This is a genomic window from Coprococcus sp. AF19-8AC (genome assembly GCF_003603115.1).
Lineage (GTDB): Bacteria > Bacillota > Clostridia > Lachnospirales > Lachnospiraceae > Coprococcus > Coprococcus aceti.
The window spans coordinates 502,613-525,892 of the sequence record NZ_QTMI01000002.1 but is presented as its reverse complement, the minus strand read 5'-3'; the positions used below and the strand labels follow the sequence as shown (position 1 = coordinate 525,892).

The window sequence follows — 23,280 nt, the reverse complement described above, 5'->3', positions numbered from 1 at the left end:
TTCTGTTTCTGATACCACTATTCAATTTTCATCTCATTCAAAGACCTGAACTCATATCCCTCCTTCTCCAGGTTTGTGAGAACCGTATCAAGTGCCTGCGCATTGGACGACGACACATTGTGTATGAGAGGAATGGCTCCCGGATGATGATATTTCGCAAAATGATCAATGACATAGTCCGTCCCCGGCTGATTGTTCACATCATAATCAAGGTAAGCCATACTCCAGAATATGGTCTTATACCCCATATCCTTAGCCAGCTGCAGAACCTGTTCACTGTACTCACCGCTCGGCGGTCTGAAATACATATCCATTTCATACCCAGTTTCATTCCTCATAAAGTCTGAGCACTCCTTTAACTCACTTTTCTGCTCCTCCACACTCTTCTCCGGCATGCACGGATGATGCACCGTGTGGTTTCCCACCTGATGTCCCTCCTCCTTCATCCTCTTTACTATATCCGGATTGTCCCTTATGTAAGTCATCGTCACGAAGAAGCAGCCCTTTGCATTGTGCTTTTTGAGCACATCCAGCATCTGCTCTGTATATCCGTTCTCGTACCCACAGTCAAATGTCAGATACATCACCTTTTCATTCTTCTCAGCACACACTCTGTCCACGTAGAACGCATCGTACTGCTCCAGCGGAAAGCTGTTGTCACAGCCACTCATTCCATGATTTTTGTCCCGCACTATGTACCATGAATATTTCTTTGTCGATATCTGGCTGTAATCCCTTAGTCTGGTCATATCCTCACCCTGACTCTCCCCGTCTGTGTCCGTGTTACTCTCCGCATCTTCCGTCTTGTCTCCCGATTTTTCTTTTCCTTCCGCATCACCTTCCCCATTCTTCGCACCGTCCGCCTGACACTCTGCGTCCCCCGGAGTCGCCACCATCTTGGACAGATCCTCCTTGTCATATATGGAGCATCCGCTGAGCACGGCTCCAATCACGCAGGCAGCATACAGTCCTGCTATCAAGTACAGCTTTCTCACTATCTACCATCCTGAATTTATTGGCTTCTGCAGGCGGCTTTCACCTACATTTCATCTGCCACGCACCTGCTCATCAACACCCCTGCTATCCGTCCGCAAGCATTTTCTTCATTATTCCGTCAAGCAGAGCATCATAATCTGACTTATCACTCCGCTGTGCTTTCCGCGCAGGCTTCGCCTTTCTTTTTATCCTGTCATTTTCATCTGTCTCACTGCATGCTGCCATGGCCTCAACAGTATCCTGCTTCGTCGTCTGTTTCTCTTCTTCCTTTTTCAATCTGTTTGCCAGGCTGTTGCCCAGATAATTTCTGGCGCTGTCACGCAGAGTCCTCATATGCCATTCACAATTCCACTGGTTATGAGCAGCCACCAGCACTATGCAGGTTGCCAGTCCACACCCCAGCATCTTCAATGTCTCCACGCCATCGCCTACTACATAATATTGATACGCCGCTGCAAATATGCCTGTCCCAGCTGCGGCCACTCCCATATTTTTCACAAATCCATTCCACACATTTATCGGTATAAAACCTATCTTCAGCCTGTCTATGTACTTGTCCACAAATGCGGCAGTGTCATGTATGTTCACATCCAGCGATGTTATATCCTCATACCGCCTGCGCATCTCCATCAATGGTTTTTTCCGCGTCGTTCCCATGCGCTCAGCCGCCTTTGCCAGTCTTGCAAGATAACTGCTCATCACAGCCCGTCCTGTCAGCCCTATACACCCACACACTATCATCACATACATACACACATTCTGATTCAACAAAATTTCAAACATAGTTTTCCCTCTCTTTTCAATTATTCGATCATATCCTGTCAGGGCTTAACCCCACATCCGTTTGGCCGGTCCGGATGGTAGTATTATATGAGCGACATTCCGGGGTATACAATTATTTTCGCTCGACAAATGTTTGTCTTTTGCATGCTCTTTTGATATACTTCAAGATGAAAAAAGCAGGATACATACATCTTAGAATGTATCAGCGAATATTAAAATGATTGGTTAAGTACAATAGAAAAGAGGTATTGTTATGGTTTATAAGACTAAAGGAACCTGCTCTGTCGAGATCAACTTTGACGTCATCGATGGCAGGCTGCATGATGTAAAGTTCACCGGAGGATGCAATGGTAACCTCAAGGGTATCGGAGCTCTCGTAGAAGGCATGAAGCCAGAGGACGTCATCGCCAGACTCGAGGGCACAACCTGCGGTTTCAAGCCGACTTCATGCCCGGATCAACTGGCTCAGGCACTCAAGCAGTATCTGGCTTCAGCACAGTAACAGGAGGATTAACAATCATTATGAAGAGAATTATATTGACAGGCGGCGGTACAGCAGGTCATGTCACACCAAACATGGCACTTATGCCGGAGCTGAAGAAGCACGGATATGACATCCAGTACATCGGTTCATATGACGGCATGGAGAAAAAACTTATAGAAGATATGGGCATCCCTTATCACGGCATAGCTTCAGGAAAGCTCAGAAGATACTTCTCAATGAAGAACTTCTCAGATCCGTTCAAGGTACTTAAAGGAATATCTGAAGCAAAGAAGCTCATGAAAGAGCTCAAGCCTGATGTAGTATTCTCAAAGGGAGGATTTGTCACAGTCCCTGTGGTATTTGCCGCACACTCAGCAGGTATCCCTGTGGTGATACACGAATCAGATATGACTCCCGGCCTTGCAAATAAGCTCGCCCTTCCAAAGGCGACAAAGGTATGCTGTAACTTCCCTGAGACAAAGGATCTCTTCCCTGAGGGCAAGGCAGTCGTAACCGGAACCCCTATCAGAGAGGAACTTTTCCGAGGCGATTCCGCATTTGCATATAACTACTGCGGTTTCACTGACAACAAGCCTGTTCTCCTTATCGTGGGCGGAAGTTCAGGAAGCGTCATAATCAACAACGCAATAAGAGACAATATCGACCGTCTTCTGGAGACCTTCAACGTCATCCACCTGTGCGGCAAGGACAATCTGGATGAATCCCTCAAGGATAAGAAGGGCTATGTCCAGTACGAATATGTAAAGAAGGAACTTGCAAGCATGCTTGCACTGTGCGATATCATCATCTCACGTGCAGGAGCCAATGCCATCTGTGAGCTTCTCGCACTCAGAAAACCGAACATCCTCATTCCTCTGTCAAAGGCTGCATCAAGAGGTGATCAGATTCTCAACGCCCAGTCATTTGAGAAGAGCGGATACAGCTATGTGATACAGGAGGAAGAGCTGAACACAGATTCCCTGTTCGCCGGAATAAATGAAGTGTACAACAACAAAGAGAAATATATCCAGGCTATGGAGTCCAGCAACCTGACCGACTCAACGGGAATCATCATCAACATGATAGAGGATCTCGTAAACGACCACGACTGATCTGCATAAGATCTGCAAAAGCAATTATAAAAATGCAAAATAAAACTCCACACCGTCTAAATCATAGTCGGTGTGGAGTTTTATTGTATATTAACTATTATTAGTTAGCCAGAGCCTGAAGTACAGCAGCCTTCATCGCATCGTCACACTGCTCATCTCCTATGTACAATGTAACTGTACTCTTTCCGCCTGCAGGGAAATCAAATACTGCCTTCAGTGTCTTGTCTATATATGTTCCATCTGAACCATACTTTGCAAGATCCATGCTGACCTTTGTTCCATAATATGTGATTCTGAATCCACCGTTTGTTGTGTCCTCATAATACCATACTGTTGTCTTGGCCTTCTTATCAAGAGCGTCTCCATATGTAACACCTGTAGGAACCTTCTTCTCTGTTCCGTTGCTCTGTACATCTGTATAGACGATCTCATTCTTCTTAAGGCTGTCTATCTTGTCCTTTGCTTCATCGTTAGTACGATACTGAATATTACCCTTTACAAATATCTGAGCTGTCTCAGGAAGAACCAGATACACACCGCCACAGATAGCTGCTACCACAATAATGGCTACAAGGATCTTAACAAATGTCTTCATAATTATCTCTCCTATCCACAATCAAATTCATCAATCGATACTAGAACAGTTCTTTCTCAAGCTGGAATATGAAATCCTCAAGGAGCTGCATGCGTTTGCTGTACTCAAGTCGTCCAGCCTCCGTCTTACATCTCTTGATCTTTGGTTTATTGATCTTATAAAAATTCTTGATTCTGTAATATGCGCGCTTATAGCTTGCCTCGTCCTCTATAGCCGTAGCCATGGAATCCCACAGAACACTGATCGCTCCCACTTCATCCAACAGGTCTGCATCCATAACTATCCTGCACTCAAGTGACAAATCTGCATCAGTATCCTTCTCCTCATGGATCATGATTATCTCGCCTATCTTGGCTATCTTCTGTGGATCGACTCCCAGACTGTCAAGATAATTGACAGCTATCTCTGCTCCGACCTCCCCATGTGGTCTCTCGTCATCCCAGCCCACATCATGAAGAAGTGCCGCGAGAACTATTATATCCAGATCTCCACCTAACTTCGACTGAAGCTTTATCGCCCATCTATACACCCGCATAGTATGTTCAAATCTGCTCCTGAATGGATAATTAGGCGGCCTGCCGTTAACGGCTGTCTGTTCCTTTACAAAATCAATTACTTCAGCGTAATTCATATCCGTTTCGCCCCTTGGAAATCACTATTCTGCAGCGCATAATAACACTGCAAAAGTATCATACTTGATGATAACATCTTTTGTGGGATTTTGCTATATTTTTTTAAATTTTTAATAAATAATGTTAAAAATAAAAAAATCCATGCGATCTTCCTTCGAAGCGTCACCATAGACGTTACCTCAGCAGTTAACTCAGCCCAGGCACCCTCACGGCACACAGGAGATTCCCCTTAGTGCTGCTTCGTCTCCGACCTGACACGGTTCGAAGATTCCTGTTGCGCGAGACCCAGACATCAACATCACTTACTGAGGGCAGCCCTACAGCGGCCACCCCTCCGGAAGACCATCACCCCTGCTATAGCGGATTGCAGGTACAGGGCGCCGCTACCTCCCCGGTTGCATGGAAACTTTAAAACATATTTAATTGGCTGTGCACAAGATGCACCGCAGGCTACATTATATCTGACATGCCGCCCGCCGTCAAGCATTCTTCGCTTTTCCCTGTCTCAGGTCGCGAAAAAAGCTCTTCATCATCTCACTGCATTCATCCTGCCGCACACCACGTATAACCTCAACCTGATGATTGAACTGTTTCATGTCCAGCAGGTTTATTATGGAGCCCGCACATCCGGCCTTGGGATTCATGCATCCTATCACCACATTTGGGATACGGGCCTGCACTATGGCCCCGGCACACATCTGGCACGGTTCAAGGGTCACATACATTGTGCACTCCTCCAGCCGCCAGTCGCCGAGCTTCTTTGACGCCTGTTCTATGGCCAGTATCTCCGCATGTGCAAGTGTGGTCTTTTTCAGATTTCTCTTGTTGAAGCCCCTTGCGATTATCCTGTCATCGTGGACTATGACACAGCCTATCGGAACATCGCCATTTGCATAAGCCCTCTTTGCCTGGGCTATGGCTTTACCCATATACTTCTCATGGATACGCCGCTCCTCCGGCGTCAGCTCATCTATATTGGTATCTTCCATTCTCTTTATCCTCTTCTTCCTATCTTATATCCACTATCCAGTAGCCGAAGCTGCCGGTCTTGATATGTGTCTCCTTCTCCGGCACGAATCTGTCAAATCCAAATATCCCGGCAAGGTATTTCTCCCTCGAGGAATACACCCCCGGAACTCCAAGTATGTAACTGACGCGGTCATCATCTGGGGAAAATATGACTTTGCCAAACATCAGGTATTTGTAGCTGTAATACCCGTGTGTCAGGAAGCTGTTCACCCCGAGCTTCCAGTTGCACATGTCCAGCAGACCTATGTCATTCGGGGATATCTTCACGCTCTCTATGACGCTGTCCAGCCCGTCATCCAGGGAGCTTCCCGGAAGAAGTGGCAGACGTTCATAGTTCTCAAACATTTTGTCTATCGCCGTTCCGGTCTCGGAGGTCTCGACCTCATCAGAACATACAGGCTCCGCCGGTGCAGCACAGCTCTCAAGCTCCAACTCTGCCGTGACCGTATCTGTTATGGAGGCCTCTCTCACCGCCTCGCTCAGTTCCTCAGCATCGCGGCCCGCACGTTTCGCATCCCACATTCTGGAATAATCTATCACACTGTCCGTCCAGGACGAACAGAATATATCGCTGTCGTAATACTCCTGCCCCATATTTCCATCCGGCTGTATACGCCTTATGACGATACCGGCAAATGCAGTCACAGGCCGTCCGCTCTCCATGACATCATCCCAGCAGAATGAGAAGCACTCCTCACCGTGTCCATTTCTGAGTCTCATCTTACCGACGAGCACCGGCAGAGGGATCATCACGGGTTCATTTGTCTGTTCACCGCCCACTGCGCCTTCGTCGGCCAGCGTCTCCCTGTAAATGAACACGCCATAGATTTCCTCTCTGCTGTTCATTCCGTTTCTCAGTCCAACCGTGAGTCTTCCCGTTCTCCCCACCTTTGCCACCTTGGCAAATCCTGAATTTTCACATTTGTGTCCGTCGTGATACCTGTAAATATACGATATAAATCGGTTCCAGTACACCATAGATAATCCTCCTCTCCCTTCCGGAATTCTGCGTCCTTTTCCGGGGGCTTTATCAATTATCTATGATTCTGTCTCACCACCTATGACATTATTTGTCCGTGAGAATGTCGCTCAAAGCTGCAAATTCCGCCAGACTCAAACTTTCTCCACGGATATTTGCTGATATTCCAAGGGATTCCAAAGACTTTGCGATCTGCTCCTTGGTAAATGACAGTTCTCCGCTGTTGGCTATGCCGTTCTGAAGAGTCTTTCTTCTCTGGTTAAATGATGCTCTTATCAGCCGGAACATGAGCTGCTCGTCCTTCACCTTGACCGGCGGTTCCTGGTATCTGTTCAGTCTGATGACCGCTGAGCCCACACCCGGTCTCGGTATAAAGCAGTTTGGCGGAACATTTGCCACTATATACGGCTCGGCATAATACTGAACTGCCAGGGACAGTGCTCCGTAATCCTTGGTTCCCGGGCCCACCTGCATGCGGTCCGCAACCTCCTTCTGCACCATGACCGTCACCGAGAGAAGCGGCACATGCTTCTCGAAAAGTCCCATGATGATCGGTGTGGTTATATAGTATGGAAGATTCGCAACCACCTTGATAGGCCTGCCGCCATTTCTCTCCTCCACGATCTTGTTGATATCCACCTTCAGTATGTCATCGTTGATGATGGTCACATTGTCGTACTCCGCAAGGGTCTCGTCCAGAATAGGGAGAAGATTCTTATCTATCTCCACCGCCACAACCTGTCCGGCACTCTCCGCAAGATACTGGGTCATGGTTCCTATTCCCGGGCCTATCTCCAGAACGCAGTCGTCCTTCGTGATGTCCGCCGCGCTGATTATCTTGTTTATGACATGGGCATCTATGAGGAAATTCTGACCGAACTTCTTCTGAAATGCAAATTCGTATTTCTTTATCGTCTCTATCGTGACCTGTGGATTACTTAACTTCTCCATGCTTTGTCCTTTCCTGCGTCCAGACAATGGAGGTTTCATCAAGATTTGTGTCACGACCAGGACTTTGTGGTATGCCTGTCTGGGGAATACCACAAAGTCCTGGTCTCAATTCACATTACGAAACCTCCATTGCCTGTAATCTACGTTTTTATTACATCTTGTACATTTTCAGGGCATTCGCGTATGTCTGGTCATACACTTTCTGAACCGGAACGCCCTTGATCTCGGTTATCTTCTCAGCTATATAAGGTATGTTGAGGGCAGAGTTCCTTGTTCCCCGGAATGGAACCGGAGCCATGTATGGGGAGTCTGTTTCGAGAACTATCTTTTCCAGAGGGATGTCCTCCACGACCTCCTGAAGCTTCCGGCTGTTCTTGAAGGTGACTACTCCGCCAACCCCTATGTTAAATCCCATCTTAATATATTCTCTTGCCTGTTCTACGCTGTATGAATAACAGTGTATCACACCGCCATTTCTGCCGCCATCCATTCTTTTCAATATCTCCATGGTGTCTGACGCGGCGTCCCTGCTGTGTATGATGATCGGCATGGCAAGCTCCTGTGCAAGCTCAAGCTGTCTGACGAACCATTTCTTCTGGACATCCCTCGGGGGATCATCATCAAAATGATAATCAAGGCCTATCTCACCTATGGCTCTAACCTTTGGATTATCCTGCACCATGCTCTTAAGTTCCTGTATATCCGCCTCCGTCAGCTCTCCTACCTCACTCGGATGTACGCCGACTGCCGCATAAAAATGCGGATATTTTGCGGCAAGCTCCACCGAATTCCTCGACGACTGCATATCCGCTCCGACGTTCATGACCTTGTCTATATCCTTCTCAAGGAATTCTGCAATTAACTGTTCTCTGTCCTCATCAAACTGAGTATCGTCATAATGACCATGTGTCTCAAATATCATATCTCAAACCTCTCTTATGGTACTAATGCATTGTTTATAGTACCGCAATATCGTATCCGTCACGCTGTATTATACAGAAATACCCGCACTTTGTGAACGTTTAATTATTTGTTTATGATTAGTTATTAATCTTTATAAATAGATTAATCTTTAAACACATTTTTTTCACAAATCCTGAATATACTAACAATCGTAAAGAGTTTTTCATTTATTTGAATCCTCTCTCCCCTCATTTTTTTGCAAGAGGCAGCAGATCTTCCCCGTTCTGTTACCTCTTGTTTTTTTGTGTCCAAAACTGTATATTTATTGTGATGTATAGATGTACACATAGATTACATCAACGTATAATATGTGTCCACATTACACGTGTCATATTGCATTGATTTTATATGTATATTTATCATAACATTTTACATAACAGGAGGACTTTCATGATTTCAAAGAAATATTCATCAATGTTAAACAACACTTCCATCATCAGGGAATTTGCACAGTATGCTTCAAAGCGTGCCGCTGAGATCGGTGCTGAGAATGTGTTCAACTATACTATAGGCAATCCATCTGTGCCTACCACGGATGACTTCAACAAGGGACTTATCGACCTTATCCAGAATGAGGATTCACTGGCACTTCACGGCTACAGCCCTACACTTACCATCTACTCTGTAAGAAAGGCTGTCGCAGAATCACTGAACCGCCGTTTCGGCATGGAGTATGTTCCTGAGGACATTTTCATGACATCAGGTGCTGCCGGAGCCCTGGCTCACGCCATCAGATGTGTCACAGAACCGGGTGACGAGGTCATCACATTTGCGCCTTACTTCCCTGAGTATGTTCCATACGTTGACGGAACCGGTGCTGTTCTCAAGGTCGTTCCAGCAGACATTACATCATTCCAGATCAACTTTGACGCATTCCTCGAGATGATGAACCCAAATGTTCAGGCAATCCTCATCAACTCGCCAAACAACCCATCCGGAATCGTCTACTCAACCGAGACTATAACACATCTTGCCCAGATCCTCACAGAGAAACAGGAGGAGTACGGACATGACATTTACCTTATATCAGATGAGCCTTACAGAGAGATCGTATTTGAGGGAACTGATTCGCCGTTCATCTCTAAGTTCTACGACAACACCATCTGCTGCTACTCATTCAGCAAGTCACTGTCACTGCCTGGAGAGCGTATCGGATATGTGGCTGTAAATCCTAAGTGCAAGGACGCTGAACTCATCATCAACATGTGCGGACAGGTATCACGTTTCACAGGACACAACTGTCCTTCATCTCTGATACAGCTCGGAGTTGCAAGGGTTCTTGACGAGACCTCTGATCTGTCTATCTACGAGAAGAACAAGAACATCCTGTACAAGGAGCTCACAGCTATGGGATATGAGTGTGTTGAGCCAGGCGGAACCTTCTATATGTTCCCTAAGACTCCTATCGCAGATGCAAATGAGTTCTGTAACATGACTGCCCATGAGCTTGATCTGATCCTTGTTCCTGGCGACAGCTTTATGTGTCCGGGACATATGAGACTGGCTTACTGTACTACAACAGATATGGTTGAGCGCTCTCTGCCACTGTTTGAGAAGGCTATTAAGATGTGTAAATAATGATCTGTGTGTACGACAATAACAGATCTTGTTTGTACAAAATTATTTTAGGAAAGTATAGAGATATAGCATATGACTAACATAAAGATAATTCTCGCCTCGGGATCGCCTAGAAGAAAGGAACTTCTGGCCCAGGCGGGATACGACTTCGATGTGTGTCCAAGTCTTTCTGATGAAGATCTTGAACCTATGGCTCCATCTGAATATGTAATGCTTCTGGCTAAGAAGAAGGCAGATGAAGTGTGCAACAGGATCATCGCCCAGGATGTTGTAAGACGGGTTAAAAAGCTTCCTGAACGCTTCGTTGTCCTCGGCGCAGACACTGTTGTATCGCTGAACGGAAGGATTCTTGGTAAGCCTTACGACTACGACGATGCATACAACACCTTGAACAGTCTGTCCGACCAGACGCATCAGGTGTACACCGGCGTGTGTCTGATATATGTGAACGGAAGAGCCAAGTCATCCAGCTCATTCTATGAGAAGACGGATGTCACCTTCTATCCTGTATCCCACGACGAGATAATCCAGTACCTCGCCACAAATGAGCCGTTTGACAAAGCCGGAAGCTATGGAATTCAGGGCAAGGGCGGTCTGTTCGTCAAGGGAATTGAGGGCGACTACAACAATGTTGTCGGACTGCCACTCGCAAGGGTGTATCACGAGCTTGATGATTTGATTTCTTGAATGGTTTGGAAATATTTTCTCTAAATGGCAATTATATTTATTTTACGACACTAAATTATCCCTTTTTGAGGAAAATATCTTGAAAAAGGCACAAAATCTGAGATTTTGTATCTTTTCAACAAAATTTCCTTGAAAAGGGATAATTTTATGCACATATTATTAAATTCCACGATAAACAGCACAAAGACTTTTATCCGCCATCGTGCCATAAGAAATAATTCCTACATGAATCCTTACATAAGCTCTTTCTTCACATTGAAGATAGTTCCAACGACCTTCGGGCCCGCATTTGATGCAACTGCTGCCCCGATCTGGAAGTAATCTGAAGGGCCATAGCCAACCTTCTCCGTCATACGGGCTGTCAGCTCGTCTCTTACGGTCTCATCGTTACCATATACTATCTGGTACTCTGAACCCGGATCCATCTCTTCCACTGTGACATCCACCATCTTTGCCATGAGCTTCTTCTCGCCGCGGCACTTGATAGCTGTCACGATCTCATTTGCCCAGATCTTCATGATAGGCTTCACGCCAAGTGCATCTCCAACCAGAGCCGCTGCACTAGGTATTCTTCCAGACTTTGCGGCATACTTAAGACCATATATTCCGAAGTATATCCTTCTCTTTGGGAGCTCATCCTTCAGATACCACACGATATCCTTGGCATCCTTGCCTTCCTTCGCCATCCGCGCTGCCACAATAACAGGATATCCATACTGTCCGCTGTAGCCTATTCCGTCAAATACATATATATTGCACTTTCCGGCGCACTCAGGATATTCCTCCTCGAACTGATCTGCGGCCATCTGCGCATTTGCATATGAGGCAGAACCATCCTTGTTGATGCTTACATATATAATATCCGTGTAACCCTGCTCCACCAGCTCCTTATACACCTCGCCGAACTGGTACGCTGTGATCTGTGATGTCTTTGGAAGATCATCATTCTCTGCCATGAGCTTGTAGAAGCCCTCATTGTCAAAATCGACTCTGCTCAGATAAGACTTGCCACCTATCACGACCGGGAAAGGAATGATCTTGATGCCGAGCTCCTTCTCCTCATTCTCTGAAATGTCACTGGCAGAATCTGTCATTATAATAATTTTTCCCATAATTCACAAAACTCCATTTTTTGCTAATGAGCAGACGCATGAAAATGCGCTGCGCGCGGCGTCTGCGTGCTTCATAAGGAATCCTCCCACTTACGTGGGTCCCTCCTTATGAAAATTTACTTATCATTCTCCATACGCCACTTGATACATCTGTTGAGATAATGAACATAATCAGGGTTCTTGCACATACCCTTGCCCTTATCATCAGATATCTTGGCAACATCCATGCCGTTACATGCTGTAGTCTTCATAACTATGTTGAGCGGTTCATCGCACGTATCGTTGGATATATATGTTCCTATTCCAAATGCAACCTTGATCTTGTCCTTGAAATAGCTGTTAAGTTTGTCCGCTTTCTCGAAATCAAGGCTGTCGCTGAACAGAAGTGTCTTGGTCTTTGGATCAAGTCCAAGCTTCTCATAATGATGAACCATCTTGTCGCCCCACTCATAAGGATCGCCACTGTCGTGTCTCACCCCACTGAAAAGTGTCGCATATGTGAGCTGGAAATCCTTCAGGAAGCAATCTGTTGTGATGGCATCAGTGAGAGCTGTTCCGTTCAGCACTCCATACTCCTTAACCCATGCATCCAATGCATACCAGTTGGAATATGCAGGATTGTGCTTATGATTACCCTGTCCAACACACATGATCCACTCATGCGCCATAGTTCCAACCGGAACCAGATTATACTTCCTTGCCAGATATACATTACTTGTTCCGACAAATGTTGAACCCGGATACTTGCGCTTGCTGAGTTCCTTGACTGCAAGCTCCTGAGCTTCAGCCGAAAGTCTTCTTCTGAGTCCAAACTCACTGAAAGCTCCAAGGTTATACTCTCCGGTCTCGACTTTTCGGATCTTCTCATCAAGCTTCTCCCTGAATGATGCAAGCAGCTTATCATAGTCATCGTTCATTCTGAAATAGACCTCATTCACTATAGCCAGAGTAGGTATCTCATACATGGAAGTATTGAGCCAAGTGCCTCTCGCCTCTATCTTCAGTCCACACTCAGCGTCATCTGATATCTCAAAGTCCTCATATCTTGCCTTCCAGAGTCTCAGAAAATCAACATAAGAACCCTTTATCCACTTGATATTGTGCAGATACTCAAGCTCCTCCTCTGTAAATCTCAGATCACAGTAGAGCTGTATCTGTCTTTTGATTTCATCAACCATCTCCTTTGTGAAGAACACGTCAGTATTCCTGCACTTGAATGACCATGTTGTCTTATAGTCACTGAACTGATGGTAAATCGCCTGTCCCATACTAAACTTGTACATATCCGTTTCAAGCAGGCTTGTGATTATTCTTTCCATTTTTATACTCTTCTTTCTCTTTTTATCCGCTCCACACATACGGCTTAACCGCCATATATCACGGAAATACGGAAGTATACGCAAGTTAAAATACTTCCACTTATAATAAGTTAGCACACAGCCCGCTGTCAAGCACTATTACCTTGCAACTATCACACATAGTATTGTATAATGTTACCGTTCAGAGCCATGCAGCACAATATAAGAAGTGGCTTGTCATGCTTGCATGAACAAGGCATTTCTTATATTGTGCTATACGGCGGATACGCCGCACCGAACAGGCTCGTAAGAGACTGTGAGGTGGCATGGCTCTGAATGCCGCAGGGCACACCAGCCGAACAGGCTCGAAGAGACTGTGAGGTGGCATGGCTCTGTGGTTTTACATATTATGAAAAGAGGATAGATTATGTTAGAGCAGAACAACGAAAAAAAGCCTAAGAAGTACGCCGGCATTCTGGCTCACCCGACATCATTCCCAAGTCCTTATGGAATCGGAGATCTGGGTCCGGGCGCTTATCAGTTTATCGACTTTCTTGCAGCTTCAGGATTAAATCTGTGGCAGGTGCTTCCACTCGGTCACACAGGCTTTGGTGATTCACCTTATCAGCCATTTTCAGCATTTGCAGGACAACCACTTATCATCGATATCGACTACCTCAGAAAGAAGAAGTTACTTCTGGACGAGGACTTCTCAGCTATGCCTGACTGGGATCCTGAGAAGATCGACTATGGAACACTTATAGAATTCAAGACAGAACTTCTGAAGAAAGCGTACGAGAGATTTATCGACGCTGACTATGCAGATGATATGTCAGGAGACGAGGATCTCATGGCAAAGTTCGATGCATTTGTCAAGAATACATCATGGCTTGCTGACTACTCTCTGTTCATGGCAGGCAAGGATGCGCACGAGGGAATGCCTTGGTACATGTGGGATGATTCACTGAAGAAGCCGACCGCAAGGCAAAAGACCACATGGAAGAAGAAGCTTGCAGACGGCATCGGCTACTACAACTTCCTCCAGTTCCTTTTTACAGAGCAGTGGCAGGCCCTCAAGACATATGCAAATGATCTCGGAATCAGTATAGTAGGTGACACACCTATATTCCTCGCATGGGACAGCGCAGACGTATGGTCCAATCAGGAACTGTTCCTGCTGGATTCAAAAGGATACCCTATCGAGGTTGCAGGTGTTCCACCAGATTATTTCTCAGCTACCGGTCAGCTCTGGGGCAACCCTCTGTACAACTGGAAAAAGCATACCGAGACAGGCTATGCATGGTGGATAGAGAGAATCAAATATCAGCTCACAGTAACAGATTTCCTCAGGATAGATCACTTCAGAGGATTTGACCGTTACTGGGCAGTGCCTTACGGTGAGGAGACCGCCATCAACGGCGAGTGGAAGCCAGCTCCAGGGCTGAACTTCTTCACACAGCTCGAAGCTAATCTCGGCTACCATCTTCCTATCATCGCCGAGGATCTCGGCGAGATAGATGATTCAGTCATAGAACTCAGAGACAAATTCGGACTTCCTGGAATGAAGATCCTTCAGTTTGCATTTGAAAATCCAAACGAGAACGACTTCCTTCCACATAACTATACACCTAATTGTGTATGCTATACAGGAACACACGATAACGACACCACCCTTGGATGGTATACGCAGGCTTATGAGGCTTCAAAGGATAAGCTCAGAAGATACTACAGCACTGATGCAAGTGATATCTGCTGGGTTATGATAAGAGCATGCTTCTCTTCTGTTGCCAACATGGCCATCGTTCCTATGCAGGACGTGCTAAAGCTCGGCTCATGGGCACGTATGAACACGCCAGGCGTTGGAGAGGGCAACTGGGCATGGAGATTCAAAGCTTCAGACCTGGGCAAGCAGTTGTCAGACAGGCTTCTTGAGACATCAAAGCTCTATGGAAGATATACTCCAATACCGGAGAAGAAGGATTCTGAGGAGAAGTAATCATACGACGAGTCAAATCAATGTTGGAACATTTAAAATAGCATAAGGAGAATTATATATTGAGAACAATATTTGCATATTTATTTGCATTTCTGGGAATCATCCTGTGTACTCCATATCACCTGTATCTGTACCTTCTTGCTAAGAAGGATCAGGAAAAGGCGTACCGCCACGCCCAGAAACTGGTCAAGGGCTTCTTCGGAATAGTCCTGTTCATCTGCGGTGCAAAGCGCACAGTCATAGGTCTGGAACGCGTGCCGAAGGATCAGCCTATTCTGTTTGTCGGCAACCACAGAAGCTTCTTCGATATACTGTGCTGTCACAACGCACTGGACAGACCTCTGGGATTTATGTCCAAGGACGGAATCCTGAAGGTTCCTATCCTTCCATGGTATATGAAGGATATCGGCTGTACATTTCTTGACAGATCTGACCTGAAGAAGGGTCTTGAGACCATCCTTCAGTCGGCCGACATTGTGAAGTCAGGACACTCCATGATGGTATTTCCTGAAGGTCACAGAAATGACGGCGAGGAGCTTCTTCCTTTCAAGGACGGCGCATACAAGATCGCCCAGAAGGCCGGATGTCCTATAGTGCCTGTATCCATATGTGGAACGGACAATATCATGGAGGCCAACAAGCACAACTTTATCAGAAGTCACAAGGTGGTCATCGAATTTCTTGACCCTATCGACATAAATGGCTTGAAGCCAAAGGAGCGCAAGGAGGTTCTTGAAACCATTCCGGCACTCATTCAGGAAGCAAGGGTTAAGAATCTCCCCCTTGCAACAAAAAAGTGATCAGACTATAATAATCTGATCACGGCAAGACAAAACACCAATAACTAAATATAATCAGGAGGAACTAAACATGGCATGGTGGGTATGGTTGATAATAGTTGCAGTTATACTTATCGGAGGTCTTATTGCATTATACATAGTGGGCAATAAGCTTCAGAAAAAGCAGTCTGCACAGAAGGAAATGATGAAGGAACAGGCACAGCCTGTGACGATGCTTGTCATCGACAAGAAGATGCTCCCTATGAAGGATGCCGGATTGCCTAAGATGGTAATGGAACAGACACCAAAGCGTTACCAGAAGGCCAAGATGCCTATAGTAAAGGCCAAGATCGGACCTCAGATCATGAATCTTATCTGTGATGACGGTATATATGATCAGATGCCTGTCCGCGGAGAGGTAAAGGCTATGGTCAGCGGTATCTATATCATGAGCGTCAAGAATGTTCGTGGTAAGATCGAGGAGAAGAAGGGCAAGAAGACCTTTGGTGAGAAGCTTCGTGCAAAGCAGAGAAAGTATCAGGATATGTACGACAAGGATGTAGCCGAGTCAAAGCTCAGCAAGGAGCAGAAGGCCGCAGCCAAGGCTAAGGCCAAGGAAGAAAAAGAGAGAGCTAAAAAGATCCAGAAGATGTAACAGCTTGAAAGGAGGTTCCCAATATGAAGAAATGTCATATTAACCTCCGCGAACTTGGAATAGCTTCACTCGCACCGATATGCATAACTTTTGTCCAGGGGCTTATTCCATCATCTCTGGTATCATGTGTTATAATAATTATTCTCTGCGGATATATACATCATGTATATTCTTGGGTATTCACCACAGGAGATAACCGTAACAATAAAAACAGAACAGGAACGAGATCACTCTCATTCCTGTTCTGTTTTTGTATTTTTATACTTATTGTCATAACAGGCCTCAGCCTGCAGTTTTTTTCGACCGGAATACTGAACGCCATTGAGCTCCATCGTCCAGAGCTTCTCGGCAGTTACAGAGACATGGTTCGTTCATCATTCTCTCTAAACAACGGTATCTTCAGAGTTACAACAGTCATGCTGCTTGCACCGGTCTGTGAGGAGCTTGTGTTCAGAGGGATCTCTCTGAGTTCTTCCAGACGTGCATTTACATGCAGACATTCAGATGCCATCGCCATCCTGCTGTCAGCGCTGCTGTTCGCCCTTTATCACGGCAATTTAGTCCAGTTCTGCTACGCCCTTCCCATGGGAATCCTTCTCGCGCTGCTCGCCACATGGACGTCTTCCCTGCTGCCATCGATCCTTCTTCACATAACGATCAACGTATCTTCTTATTTCACCGGGATGCTGCCATTTGCACTGCCACATACAGGCTGTATACTTGCAACTGGTATCACGTCAGCCGCAGGCTTCATCGCCCTATATCTGCTGTTGCGCCGAAGTGGCAAATCACACAAAGTATCTTGACATGTGATACACATACACTTTTTCATCGGGATCCTCTTCGTATCCTGACAACTTGATGATATTCTTCAACACAAAATACCTGCTGTCCCTCATGACTCTCTGATATTCAAATGTCGGGTAGTACAGCATCAGATATATATTTCTCGGTGCCCTGCGCACGGAATCTATTATATTGTCTATGACCTTCTTGAACACCTCCGGGGAAAATGGATTGAAGAAATAGAAATAATTATCTTCATCTGCAACCTCATACTCCTGCGCCGGAATATTATAGAAGTTCATCCTGTCTTCCTGATCATAAAATCTGCTCTGATAACCCGCGGCATTTTCCAGAAGCTTCTCGTATATGTCAGCATCCGCCTCTATACCCGTGGCGCGGCAGTAATGCCTTGAGTTGCCATAGAACAACACACGCCCCAGTCCGCAGCCAAAATCAACAAGTGTATCCTCCGGCTCCATGGACACGGCATTGAACAGGGTCACAAGATCCCTGTAGTAAGTCGCCTGATATATATTATTCTCCTCGGTGGGCTGCTCCGCACCTATACACAGCGTCGTATCTATAGACAAAAAATCATCAAACGCCTTCTCGTCATCCATATAGCTATCCTCACTCCACGGTTATCCTGAGTACGTTAAACGATACACATTCATTGCCATAATCCATCACATACACCACGACCAGACCAAGCCCCTTTTCCGTCTCCACGAGCTGATAGCCTTCAGTGAGTATGCTTATATTCATCATACCAACCGGAGTGGAATAAAATGCCTCTCTGGTCTCTCCCGGTCTGAATGACATGGCAGCACTGACTTCGCCCTTCTTTGTCAGGTCAAGTCCTAATTTGTCAAACTTCAGCAGATTTCTCGCCGGTTTCTCAAGATCCTCATAATACTCATCGTATTTCAGGTAAAATACCCCGTCCTTCTCATGAAGGCTTCCCCTGGTAACAAGCTCTATGGGTTCAGCGTTGTTCTCTTCCCTGCTCGTCCTCTGCTCTCCAACTACTGTCACAGTAACATTCTTTACCATATAAACTTCCAATCTATGTAATTTTATAAATTTATCTCTCTTTTGCCATCTCAATAAGCGTTGTGACGAGAGTCTTTATATCGTATCCCTGAGCATTCCACAGCATTGGATACATGCTTATTCCTGTAAATCCAGGAAGTGTGTTGATCTCATTGAATACAACTCTGTTTGTTCCATTCTCAAGGAAGAAATCCACTCTGGAGAGTCCGAAGCCGTCAAGTGCTTTGAATATCTTCACAGCGTCTTCCCTTATCTCGTTCTCTGCTTCCTTAGGGATGTCGGCGCCGATAACCGTTCTCGACTCAGCATTGTTGTACTTTGCATCGAAATCGTAGAACTCAGCAGCGGCAAGTATCTCGCCAACTCCCGAAGCCTTGGTATTGTCCTTGTAACCGAGGACTCCGCACTCAAGCTCACGTCCAACTATCGTCTCCTCAACGAGGATCTTGTTGTCGTGCTTTACGGCCTCATTCAGCGCATACAGAAGGCTTGCTCTGTCAGTCGCCTTATTTACGCCCTTTGATGATCCGGCCTTTGAAGGCTTTACAAATACAGGGTAATCAAGCTCAGCCTCAACTCTGTCCATAGCACTGTCTATGTCGCTGAAATCCTCTGCAAGCACAGGTACAAATCTCGCCTGTGAAACACCGATGTGATCAACGATTATCTTCGTATAGAATTTATCCATGGATGCTGCCGATGCCAGAACGCCACATCCAACATATGGAATATCTGCCATCTCGAACAATCCCTGTATAGTTCCATCCTCGCCATACATACCGTGAAGTACAGGGAATATGACGTCCACCTTCTGGCGCTCCACACCTGCATCGGAGAAAACTATAAGCTCTCTTCTGGTGTCCGGTGAGATCACTGCTGTGACCTTGCTGTCATACCAGCTTCCATCCGCTATACTCTCTATATTATCTGCCTTTAACCATCTTCCATCCTTGGTAATGCCAACCAATGTCATATTATACTTTTCAAGATCAACCCCCTTGGCAACTGTCTGTACCGATATACATGAAACCTCATGCTCTGATGATCTTCCTCCAAATATTACAACCAAATTTTCCTTAGCCATGACATGTGCTCCTTATACTTTAATCCGCGGTGCACCCGGGGCACACCACAGGTCAAAGTATAACACCTGGGAATCAACTTTTCAACGTCACTTATCCCCCAGATCTATACATAATGTCTCATACATTCCGGGCGGACAGTCCTCCCCGGAATCGCCAAAATACTCATAAGAAAATCCGGAGTTTGCATCGGCATCCACGCCCCACGCATTTGCCGCGCTCTGGGCAATGTCATTTATATCCTCCATCGCCATGACAAGATTGTGGCGCATCTGTATATAACTCAGATTCTCATTGTAGTCGTCCCCAAGCCACATGCCGATCTGCTTCATGACTGTGTTGCCCACATAGCTCTCAAGCTCATCTCTCTCATCCTCAGACTTCATATTGCCATCATAATCGACCTTAAGCCTTATGACCCTTCCACTGTCATCCAGTGAATTGTTGTACATGACCGCATCCGCCATTATCTCCCTCGACACCTTATCCTTATATTTCTTCACATAAGAAACCTGTCCAAATATCACACCGCCGACAATTCCTATGAGGACACCCAGTATGGCCGCCCTGAACATTCTCCACATAAACAATACCTCCTGATCATCTAAGTCTCTATTCACCTATCCCATCTCTCGCGTATGTCGCCAGACACTGGCCTTCATAGTGTGTCTTAAGATATTCATTTGTATTATTATCCCCGGATTTCTCCAGTATATTCTGTTCTATCACCACAGTCACATAGCTTGTAGCAAATTCCTTCTCAAGTTCGGCTGCAGTCTCGTTCATTACCTGGGTATTCTCCGCTACTATATACTCCACATGACTCGTATCGAGGGACTTTGCATGACTCTCATTATAACTTCTGCAAGCATCGGCAAATGAGCCGGCGTCCACCTGGTACACCACCTCCTCGGTCAGGGAATCCTCATCGTCGTCCAGTCCTGTTATGACCAGACTGTATCTCAGCCCGCCGCCGGCAGGCTCCTCCGTGCTGCGCTCTATGATGACCGCATTCACATAGTCCACATCCTCCACCGGCTTGTATTCACACCCACTCAATATACACGCCGTCAATAACACCGCCGCCAGTCCGGCAGATTTTTTTACAGGCCATTTCCCGGCAAGTGATGCCGCCGGCAATATTATCGACAGGGGTACATCCACCAGAATAAGATATCCGGAGATGATCTTTATACGGTCCTGCTGTCCGGGCAGCATCCCGGCCCACAGGCATACGGCAAATGCAAGGACTGCCCACAATGTCTTCCACAGCCATCTGTGCCGAACACCCAGTCTGTCCACAGCGCCCCATCCACCTATGACGTTTGGAACCATTGCCATCACACCGAACACTATGACAAGGTAACACACCAGCATGAGCGGCCTGAGCTTCACTCCGCCAGGCAGTTCCATGGCTCCCACTATATATAGTATATTTTTCTCCTTAGCCATGAGCGCACCCGTGCCAAGTGTACATATCACAATTATCGAACAGATAATGCCTATTATGGTACTTGTGCCTACGGCTGCACACAACATTCCTCTTCGCCTCCGAATGACGTGTATATACACCAGCACCACCGTCTCCATAGCCGAGAATCCAAGAAAAAGCAGTCCTCCCCTAGCCATGACACGGCTTATGGTGAGATTCGCCCCGCCCTCGTCTCCTATCTCAGTCACAGTCTTAAGCACTGACAGATCAAGGTTACTCACAGAAGACAGAATGACCACAGCCCCCGCCGCGACAGCGAACCAGAACACGGACTCCGCAAACCTGACCATCCCCCTTGTGCCACGGCTACCCATATACAGACATGCAAGCAACAAGGGGATTGAGATAGCAATTACCGTGTATCTTTTCAACATCAACTGCCTGGAACACTCGACAAGGACAAACAGCAGCAAGCCCATCCTAACGGCAGTTCTCGCCCCATAAATCAATGCAATAGTCCTATTTTTGACTTTACCGCTTTCGCTGTTCCCTCTCTCATCAATCTTCATGTATACAATATATAGTGCTATCACGTAAGCAAAAGCCATGCATAGCATCAAAAAAAGTGACAAAATCAGGCAATTTCTTCCAAAATATGAGGGTATTAATGTAACCACAAAAGTTATCATCCCCGGCAAAACGAGCAAAGTCATCTTAAAAAAGGCAGAAAACGTCACATTATATTTATCATTCATATCTATTTTCTCTTTCTGACCAACCTGCGCCGCTCGTCAGGATTGCTCCATTTAGGTCTGTTGATCATTTTCTTTATAGGTGCGCGGACAACAAAGTCCTTATATCCCTCGCCAGTGTATCCACAGGTCACGACAGGGGACATATACGGCACGCCAAAGCTGTCCAGGGATGCAAGATGAAACACGAGAACCAGCATCGCAAGGATAAATCCAAGTATTCCATAAAGTGCGCTGGTGATTATAATTACGAACTTAAGCAATCTGAAAACAGACGCAAACGCCTCATTCGGAATGGCAAATGAAGCTATAGCCGTGAGTGCCACAACTATCACAACCATGGTGCTGACTATCCCCGCCTCCACGGCTGACTGACCAACTATCAGACCGCCAACCACTCCTATCGTATTTCCAAGCTGGCTCGGCAGTCGTATCCCGGCCTCCCGGAGCAATTCAAACAAAAGCTCCATTATCAGCACTTCAACTACAACGGGGAACGATAGCTGGCTTCTCGCATCGGCTATCGCATACAGAAGCTTGTCGGGTATCAGCTCCCTGTGATAACAGGTGATCGCAATATAAAGTCCCGGCAGTCCCACCGCAATGAACGCTGCCACATACCTTATCATTCTGGCAAATGTCGCCACCGGCCATCTGTTATAATAATCGTCCGCCGTCTGAAACAGAGTGTTGATGGTGGCTGGAGCAATTATGACCTCAGGGGAATTGTCAAACACAACGACAACCCTGCCCTCCACCAGAGCCGCGGCCGCCTTGTCAGGTCTTGTGGTCGCCTGGTATATCGGAAATATCTCCTGCCATTTCTTCTCCATCAGATGTTCAGCCATACCGCTGTCAAACACCGCATCTATCTCATACTTATCAATGGTGCCCCTTATCTGCTGTACCAGCTCAGGCTCCGCTATATCTTCCATATAGAATATCCCGTACTCTGTTCTGGATCTGACGCCCATTGTCCCCTGCTCCAGCTTCAGATGTACATCCTTGATCCTTCTCCTTATCAGAGCTGTGGATGTCCTAAAGTTCTCATTGAAGCTGTCCCTCGGCCCTCTCATTCCTCCCTCGGTGGAGCTTTCCTCTATACCTCTCACAGGGAAATGTTTCGATGACACTACTATTGCCTGATCGCTCCCGGATACAAATATGGCCGTATCCCCCCTGAGAACCGCCCTGACAACGTTGTCCATGTCACTTTCCTGGGTATAATCCGCCGTCTGACCCTCGCAGGAGATTATATGCTCCCACAGATCTGCAGTGTCTTTATTCCGCCATTCCCAGGTTATTGGTTTTATTAATGTGTTCTCAATCAACTCATGATCGCACAGTCCATCTATATACACCACGTATATTGCCGGATCATCTCCCCAGGCACAGCGGTCCAGATCAAACCTTCGCTCCACGATATCGCTCCAGTTACCGAACATAGTCTCAATTTGTGTGATGTTTTCATCTATTTTTTTACTGATTGAAGCCATCGTCCGCCGTAAACACCTCCAACATACCGTTTATCTTCTGTAATCTATCT

General features: G+C 46.2%; 24 protein-coding genes and 1 other RNA gene. 8 read left to right on the top strand and 17 right to left on the bottom strand.

Features of this window, described 5'->3' with window-relative positions:
* Window positions 1-17: 17 nt before the first annotated feature.
* Window positions 18-995 carry a polysaccharide deacetylase family protein gene (locus tag DWX57_RS07130; RefSeq protein ID WP_243106188.1) on the bottom strand — a complete coding sequence of 326 codons (978 nt, stop codon included), beginning with the start codon at window positions 993-995 and terminating at the stop codon, window positions 18-20.
* Between the two features lie 85 nt (window positions 996-1,080).
* Window positions 1,081-1,779: a hypothetical protein gene (locus DWX57_RS07125; protein ID WP_120123350.1), complete on the bottom strand. Its 699-nt coding sequence runs from the start codon at window positions 1,777-1,779 to the stop codon at window positions 1,081-1,083.
* A 253-nt stretch (window positions 1,780-2,032) separates the two neighbouring features.
* On the opposite strand from DWX57_RS07125, the gene DWX57_RS07120 reads away from it, so the two are divergent.
* Both DWX57_RS07120 and DWX57_RS07115 read left to right on the top strand, forming a co-directional pair.
* Window positions 2,033-2,281 (top strand): TIGR03905 family TSCPD domain-containing protein, encoded by a 249-nt coding sequence (locus tag DWX57_RS07120; RefSeq protein WP_015534506.1) that lies wholly within the window; start codon window positions 2,033-2,035, stop codon window positions 2,279-2,281.
* A gap of 20 nt (window positions 2,282-2,301) precedes the next feature.
* Window positions 2,302-3,375, top strand: coding sequence for an undecaprenyldiphospho-muramoylpentapeptide beta-N-acetylglucosaminyltransferase (locus DWX57_RS07115; protein WP_118649552.1), 1,074 nt, complete (start codon window positions 2,302-2,304; stop codon window positions 3,373-3,375).
* 100 nt (window positions 3,376-3,475) lie between these two features.
* Here the strand turns inward: DWX57_RS07115 and DWX57_RS07110 are convergent, their stop codons facing one another.
* From DWX57_RS07110 to DWX57_RS07080, 7 genes are all read right to left on the bottom strand, one after another.
* Window positions 3,476-3,970: a hypothetical protein gene (locus DWX57_RS07110; protein WP_015534504.1), complete on the bottom strand. Its 495-nt coding sequence runs from the start codon at window positions 3,968-3,970 to the stop codon at window positions 3,476-3,478.
* A 40-nt stretch (window positions 3,971-4,010) separates the two neighbouring features.
* Window positions 4,011-4,601, bottom strand: a complete 591-nt coding sequence (locus DWX57_RS07105; protein ID WP_015534503.1) for an HD domain-containing protein — start codon at window positions 4,599-4,601, stop codon at window positions 4,011-4,013.
* A 140-nt stretch (window positions 4,602-4,741) separates the two neighbouring features.
* Window positions 4,742-5,005: signal recognition particle sRNA large type (ffs, locus tag DWX57_RS07100), an RNA gene on the bottom strand.
* A gap of 76 nt (window positions 5,006-5,081) precedes the next feature.
* Window positions 5,082-5,591 (bottom strand): tRNA adenosine(34) deaminase TadA, encoded by a 510-nt coding sequence (gene tadA, locus DWX57_RS07095; RefSeq protein ID WP_118017005.1) that lies wholly within the window; start codon window positions 5,589-5,591, stop codon window positions 5,082-5,084.
* 19 nt (window positions 5,592-5,610) lie between these two features.
* Window positions 5,611-6,609 (bottom strand): DUF6128 domain-containing protein, encoded by a 999-nt coding sequence (locus DWX57_RS07090; protein ID WP_117550018.1) that lies wholly within the window; start codon window positions 6,607-6,609, stop codon window positions 5,611-5,613.
* An 88-nt stretch (window positions 6,610-6,697) separates the two neighbouring features.
* Window positions 6,698-7,561 carry a 16S rRNA (adenine(1518)-N(6)/adenine(1519)-N(6))-dimethyltransferase RsmA gene (rsmA, locus tag DWX57_RS07085; RefSeq protein ID WP_120123348.1) on the bottom strand — a complete coding sequence of 288 codons (864 nt, stop codon included), beginning with the start codon at window positions 7,559-7,561 and terminating at the stop codon, window positions 6,698-6,700.
* Between the two features lie 151 nt (window positions 7,562-7,712).
* Window positions 7,713-8,483, bottom strand: coding sequence for a TatD family hydrolase (locus DWX57_RS07080; protein ID WP_117874372.1), 771 nt, complete (start codon window positions 8,481-8,483; stop codon window positions 7,713-7,715).
* A 431-nt stretch (window positions 8,484-8,914) separates the two neighbouring features.
* Here DWX57_RS07080 and DWX57_RS07075 point away from each other — a divergent pair, with 431 nt between their 5' ends.
* Complete coding sequence (locus DWX57_RS07075; protein WP_117550013.1) at window positions 8,915-10,102, top strand: pyridoxal phosphate-dependent aminotransferase; 1,188 nt, start codon at window positions 8,915-8,917, stop codon at window positions 10,100-10,102.
* A 72-nt stretch (window positions 10,103-10,174) separates the two neighbouring features.
* A complete protein-coding gene (locus tag DWX57_RS07070; protein ID WP_015534495.1) occupies window positions 10,175-10,789 on the top strand; it encodes a Maf family protein in 615 nt (204 codons plus the stop codon).
* Window positions 10,790-11,022: 233 nt separating this feature from the next.
* Here the strand turns inward: DWX57_RS07070 and DWX57_RS07065 are convergent, their stop codons facing one another.
* Together DWX57_RS07065 and pncB are read right to left on the bottom strand one after the other, a co-directional pair.
* Window positions 11,023-11,901 carry a DegV family protein gene (locus DWX57_RS07065; RefSeq protein WP_120123346.1) on the bottom strand — a complete coding sequence of 293 codons (879 nt, stop codon included), beginning with the start codon at window positions 11,899-11,901 and terminating at the stop codon, window positions 11,023-11,025.
* A 116-nt stretch (window positions 11,902-12,017) separates the two neighbouring features.
* Window positions 12,018-13,259: a nicotinate phosphoribosyltransferase gene (pncB, locus tag DWX57_RS07060; RefSeq protein ID WP_120123344.1), complete on the bottom strand. Its 1,242-nt coding sequence runs from the start codon at window positions 13,257-13,259 to the stop codon at window positions 12,018-12,020.
* A gap of 367 nt (window positions 13,260-13,626) precedes the next feature.
* Here pncB and malQ point away from each other — a divergent pair, with 367 nt between their 5' ends.
* The 4 genes from malQ (at window position 13,627) to DWX57_RS07040 (ending at window position 17,435) form a co-directional block, all read left to right on the top strand.
* Complete coding sequence (gene malQ, locus DWX57_RS07055; RefSeq protein WP_120123342.1) at window positions 13,627-15,195, top strand: 4-alpha-glucanotransferase; 1,569 nt, start codon at window positions 13,627-13,629, stop codon at window positions 15,193-15,195.
* 59 nt (window positions 15,196-15,254) lie between these two features.
* A complete protein-coding gene (locus DWX57_RS07050; protein ID WP_165852773.1) occupies window positions 15,255-15,995 on the top strand; it encodes a lysophospholipid acyltransferase family protein in 741 nt (246 codons plus the stop codon).
* 70 nt (window positions 15,996-16,065) lie between these two features.
* Entirely contained in the window at window positions 16,066-16,629 is a 564-nt protein-coding gene (locus DWX57_RS07045) for a hypothetical protein (RefSeq protein WP_015534491.1), read from the top strand.
* Window positions 16,630-16,652: 23 nt separating this feature from the next.
* The gene (locus tag DWX57_RS07040; protein WP_120123339.1) at window positions 16,653-17,435 is read left to right on the top strand and encodes a CPBP family intramembrane glutamic endopeptidase; all 783 of its coding nucleotides are present in this window, start codon (window positions 16,653-16,655) and stop codon (window positions 17,433-17,435) included.
* On the opposite strand, the gene DWX57_RS07035 is transcribed toward DWX57_RS07040, so the two are convergent.
* The 6 genes from DWX57_RS07035 to DWX57_RS07010 form a co-directional block, all read right to left on the bottom strand.
* The gene (locus tag DWX57_RS07035) at window positions 17,418-18,035 is read right to left on the bottom strand and encodes a histone methylation protein DOT1 (protein ID WP_015534489.1); all 618 of its coding nucleotides are present in this window, start codon (window positions 18,033-18,035) and stop codon (window positions 17,418-17,420) included. The two genes, DWX57_RS07040 and DWX57_RS07035, sit on opposite strands and share 18 nt — an antisense overlap.
* 10 nt (window positions 18,036-18,045) lie before the next feature.
* Window positions 18,046-18,468 carry a DUF1934 domain-containing protein gene (locus DWX57_RS07030; RefSeq protein ID WP_119999506.1) on the bottom strand — a complete coding sequence of 141 codons (423 nt, stop codon included), beginning with the start codon at window positions 18,466-18,468 and terminating at the stop codon, window positions 18,046-18,048.
* Between the two features lie 31 nt (window positions 18,469-18,499).
* Complete coding sequence (locus DWX57_RS07025) at window positions 18,500-19,552, bottom strand: D-alanine--D-alanine ligase family protein (RefSeq protein ID WP_022217335.1); 1,053 nt, start codon at window positions 19,550-19,552, stop codon at window positions 18,500-18,502.
* A gap of 87 nt (window positions 19,553-19,639) precedes the next feature.
* Window positions 19,640-20,170 carry a hypothetical protein gene (locus tag DWX57_RS07020; protein ID WP_243106187.1) on the bottom strand — a complete coding sequence of 177 codons (531 nt, stop codon included), beginning with the start codon at window positions 20,168-20,170 and terminating at the stop codon, window positions 19,640-19,642.
* Complete coding sequence (locus DWX57_RS07015) at window positions 20,163-21,356, bottom strand: hypothetical protein (protein ID WP_133300877.1); 1,194 nt, start codon at window positions 21,354-21,356, stop codon at window positions 20,163-20,165. Before DWX57_RS07015 ends, DWX57_RS07020 begins: the two co-directional genes overlap by 8 nt.
* A 383-nt stretch (window positions 21,357-21,739) precedes the next feature.
* Window positions 21,740-23,230 carry a spore germination protein gene (locus DWX57_RS07010; RefSeq protein ID WP_120123333.1) on the bottom strand — a complete coding sequence of 497 codons (1,491 nt, stop codon included), beginning with the start codon at window positions 23,228-23,230 and terminating at the stop codon, window positions 21,740-21,742.
* Between the last annotated feature and the right edge of the window lie 50 nt (window positions 23,231-23,280).